The organism is Haloferax profundi (assembly GCF_001469865.1).
Lineage (GTDB): Archaea > Halobacteriota > Halobacteria > Halobacteriales > Haloferacaceae > Haloferax > Haloferax profundi.
Genome location: NZ_LOPV01000276.1, coordinates 1 through 4,184, shown reverse-complemented (window position 1 = coordinate 4,184; position 4,184 = coordinate 1). Strand labels below are relative to the sequence as shown.

3 protein-coding genes and 1 pseudogene are annotated in these 4,184 nt (G+C 48.5%); 3 read left to right on the top strand and 1 reads right to left on the bottom strand.

What is annotated here, in order from left to right; all coding sequences use genetic code 11:
* Positions 1-680 (bottom strand): annotated as a pseudogene (locus AUR66_RS21260) (hypothetical protein); the annotation flags it as partial.
* Positions 681-862: 182 nt separating this feature from the next.
* On the opposite strand from AUR66_RS21260, the gene AUR66_RS20620 reads away from it, so the two are divergent.
* From AUR66_RS20620 to AUR66_RS11970, 3 genes are all read left to right on the top strand, one after another.
* Positions 863-1,984 carry a CARDB domain-containing protein gene (locus AUR66_RS20620; RefSeq protein ID WP_082682195.1) on the top strand — a complete coding sequence of 374 codons (1,122 nt, stop codon included), beginning with the start codon at positions 863-865 and terminating at the stop codon, positions 1,982-1,984.
* A 336-nt stretch (positions 1,985-2,320) separates the two neighbouring features.
* Positions 2,321-2,998 carry a rod-determining factor RdfA gene (rdfA, locus tag AUR66_RS20615; protein ID WP_082682194.1) on the top strand — a complete coding sequence of 226 codons (678 nt, stop codon included), beginning with the start codon at positions 2,321-2,323 and terminating at the stop codon, positions 2,996-2,998.
* Positions 2,999-3,007: 9 nt separating this feature from the next.
* Positions 3,008-4,184 (top strand): archaea-specific SMC-related protein (locus AUR66_RS11970; RefSeq protein ID WP_157533091.1); only part of this gene is annotated, 1,177 nt, incomplete at its 3' end.

Below are 4,184 nucleotides of genomic sequence, written 5' to 3'. Positions count from 1 at the left end.
TCCCACCCGTCTTGGACAGTGATGTTTGCATCAGTCGTGGCAGGGTTCGCTCGAACATCGAACTCTCCTGTCCCCTTCTCTGAGAGATTGTAGATAAACGAGGCTTTGCCAGACGAATCAGTCGTGACATTGAACCTCTCTTCAGATCCATCCGGCTGGTCTACTGTTACAGTAAGGTTATATCCTGAAACTGCCGAATGGTACGGCGTTGTCCTATTAATCACACCAGCGGTCACTTTCACTGCGCCGTTTTCACGTGCACTGTAGTCCCACTCACTGACGTTGGTGGTCAACCCGATCTCGTATTCTGAGTCGACAGTCGACAGCGACTGAACGAGTTGGCTACTTGACTGAACATCGCTAGTGGTAAGCTGACTCTCACTAGATAGCTCAACTAGCTCAGTTTGTTTTTCGACTGTCCCATTCGTTCGCGTGTACGTGACAACGACATATTCCCCATCTGGAAGTGACGAGGTGTCGACGCTGCCATCGTTGAATCTGTATGTGTCTCCTGTGTCGCTGTCTACGAAGACGACCCGTTCGACCACTGGTTCGTTCGCAGATGTAGTTTCGTTTGCCTCTGTGTTCACGGTGTCATCGGCCGCGACGGCCATACCACTGAATACAGAGAGGCATATCAGTACTGCCGCTAAAGCGAGGACTCCTACTGGTTTCCTCATTATGACATGTAATAATTATAGCCATACATATAGTTTCGCGAATCAGAAATAATTATCAGATGAAATAACCAAACAGCGTCAATAAATTCGGACGGGTCCTCCTCAGCGTCCATCCATAGAGTACGACTGTTATCGGAACAGAAAAGTACTCTCACCTAACAATTCCAGCATAACATACTTTCATGTCTAAAAAAGCGACACCAGTGCTACGGTTTGGTCTAATAGGGCTTGTTTTGTGTGGCATCCTTACGCTATCACTTCCCGCTGCAGCAGCCCAAGATGAGGTTTCGGTTGTACTCTCGCCTGAGACTCAGTCAATTGATGCTGGAACACAAACGACATTCGATATTATCATCAAGGACGTTGACGGTGGAGGCGTCGGTGCTGTGGATATTTCAGTCGCTGTTGACCCGACCGTTGGGAATATTACTGACGCATCATTCAACCACAATCCAGGTTTAGAAGAAGTTCAATACGGTGATGACAATCAACAAGTTCGGTTTTATGGAGCGCTCATCGATACAAATCAGTCCGGTTCGATTACCATTGCATCAGTCACTGTAGAAGGTAAACAAGATGGAAAAAGCCCCGTTAGTATCACTGTTACTGACGTAGGTAGCGAACAGGGAGTCAGCTACAGAGTTTCTGGCGCCGAGGATGGAACGCTTATTGTCGGGTCTGGTGGCACAGATACTACAGCTCCGGACAGTGAACCGGAGACACATGAGAGCTCACAGTCTTCTTCGTCATCATCTGGAGGGGATAGTGATGGGGGTTCGGCAGATGAGACAGAACTCACCGTTTCAGAGACTAGTGGAGACAGCTCTTTAGAGGTACAAGAGGACGTCGAAGGTTCATTCGATGTCAGAGCATTGTCGGTGAGTCCGAGCAAGCCACATGTGGGAGACAAAACGACATTCAACGCCACGATTGAAAATGTCGGTTCTGAGATGTCCACCGTTGATACAAAACTCACACTTAATGGAACTGTCGTAGCACGTGACTCAATATCGGTGAAACCCAGTAGTTCAAAAAATGTCAATATGTCCACAACATTCGAAAGTGCAGGAACAGCACGGCTCTACGTTGGTTCTCTCATTGTTTCAGAACAACAGATTAGTGAAAATGAAGAGGCCGAAGAAACAGATGAGGCGACCTCTGAGACTGTGCAGACCCAATCTACGACAACTGAAATGTCTACCCCACAAAATTCAACAGAGTCAACTGTACCTGGTTTCACGCTCCATATCGCTGTACTGAGTGTATTGGTTGGTTTATTAGCTAATAGATTAATTATTAATTGATATTTTTCACCACTTTCTAGAATTGTTAGAACTAAATCAGTGTGCTAATAGTTTGTTTGGTTGTGCAAACAAAGAGCAACATTAAGAAATGTAGGGTGTTGCAATCGCGATAGAATATTAGAAAAGCATAAAATTAGAACATTTACTGTGATATGTATTGTAGTTTGAGACAAAAGAAAATGTTTGGTGTTTGTATGGGAGTTGGTGGTTCAGAAATTATGGACAACTACTTTAGTGTTTAATCATTGCCCCCAGCACCCTCATAGTATCAAAGTGTTTTGGATGTGGCAACAATCTTTACAACAGTGTGCATGGTACACCAACCACCGCAAAGATATGCGAAACACCAATCAAAGTATTTCTCGCCGGGGCGGTAAGGGCCCCAAAATTGAGCGAATTGCAACCCGTTACGGACTCACCGACCTTGGAGATGATCTCGTTGCCGCGTGGTTAGGTGATGGTCGCGAACAGCAAAGTCTCCGTGAACTCGAAACACATGTCAACAAACGCCTCGTCCAAGCAGCCCTTGAGCAAGCTGGAGCACACGTTCTTGATGGTGAAGTTGACAATTTCTATCGACTCTTGACGAGCGATGAAGTGACTGCAGGCAGTCGAACAGAGGCTCGTAACGCTCTTCGCGAGAAAGGTGTCGATATCGATCAGCTTGAGTCTGATATCATTTCTTACCAGTCAGTATACAACTATCTCAAACAGCATCGGAATGTCGAGCGCGAACGGACCGACGACGAATCTGCCGTCGAATCTGGACTCAACACGATTCGTAAGCTTCGGTCTCGACTCCGAACGGTTACAATCGACGTTATCGACCGTTTAATCAAGTCAAACGAGGTGGATATTGGCCCGTACGAAGTCGATGTCGATATTCGAATTACCTGTACAGATTGCGAAAAGCGAATGACTCCGACAGCACTGTTCTCTTCCGGGCACTGTGACTGTGGCCAACCAGCTAGAGATGCCACAGTGGATGAAGCACAAACTGTCGATGATAAATAAACTACACACATGAGTACATCAGAGGCACTTCAGCGTGCAACCGTCCGAATTCAGAATATTGGTGGGATAGATAGCCGAGAGGTAACTCTCTCTCCCGGAGTTACTGTTCTCACTGGCCGGAACGCAACGAACCGAACTTCGTTCCTCCGTGCGCTCATGGCTGCGTGCGGAAGCGACGCTGCAAGTATCAAAGGCGACGCTGACGAAGGTTCGGTAGAACTCGAATTAAACGGTCGAACCTTCACGCGCGTTCTCACTCGAGAGAACGGTCGTGTGAGTGCGAGAGGAACCCCGTATCTCCAAGACACATTGACTGCGGATCTCTTTGCGTTCCTTCTGGCTTCAAATGAGGCACGGGATGCGGTTGTTGCCAACCGCAACCTCCACGACGTGATCATGGCACCAGTCGATACGGACGAAATTAATGCGGAGATCGAGCGTCTCCAATCAGAACGTAAGGAGATCAAACGAGAGCTCAAGAACCTCTCCTCGCTCGAAGCAGAGAAACAATCACTCGAAGCAAAACGGAGCGAATTAGAAGCCGAGATTGCAGATCTCGAAGAAAAGCGCGAGGACGTTAGCGCACGAATCGACGACGAAGACCGGACGGTTGAAGCTCAACGAGAAAATCAAGACGAACTCGACCGTGTTCTCGGTGAATTACAGGACGCACGCTCAAACCTCGAGACAGTTCGGTTCCGTCTGCAAAGTGAGCGCGAGAGCGTTGAATCGCTTCGACAGGAGCGCTCCGAACTCGAAGATGAACTGAATTCGTTCGAAGAGGCCGATATCGACCGCGAGTCAGTGTCGGCGCGCACCGATCAGATTCGGACACAGATCGAACACCTGAACACAACGATTTCGGACCTACAAACGGTCATCCAGTACACAGAAGACGTCCTTGACGGGAAGACGGGATTGGTCGAAGAGTCACTCACCACTGATACGGGCGATGGCGCGCCCACTGACCAACTTGCGGCGTCGGACACGATTATTTGTTGGACCTGTGGCACGGAAGTGGACTCGGAGCAAATCGAGCAGACGACGAACCGACTGCGTGCCACCAGAGACGACAAGCGAGAACACCGGGCTGAACTCCGTCGCGAACTTGATGAGCTTGAAAGTGATCTACAAGACGCAGAGGAATCCAAGACTCGTCGCCAGAACATCCAGCGCAAGCTCAGTC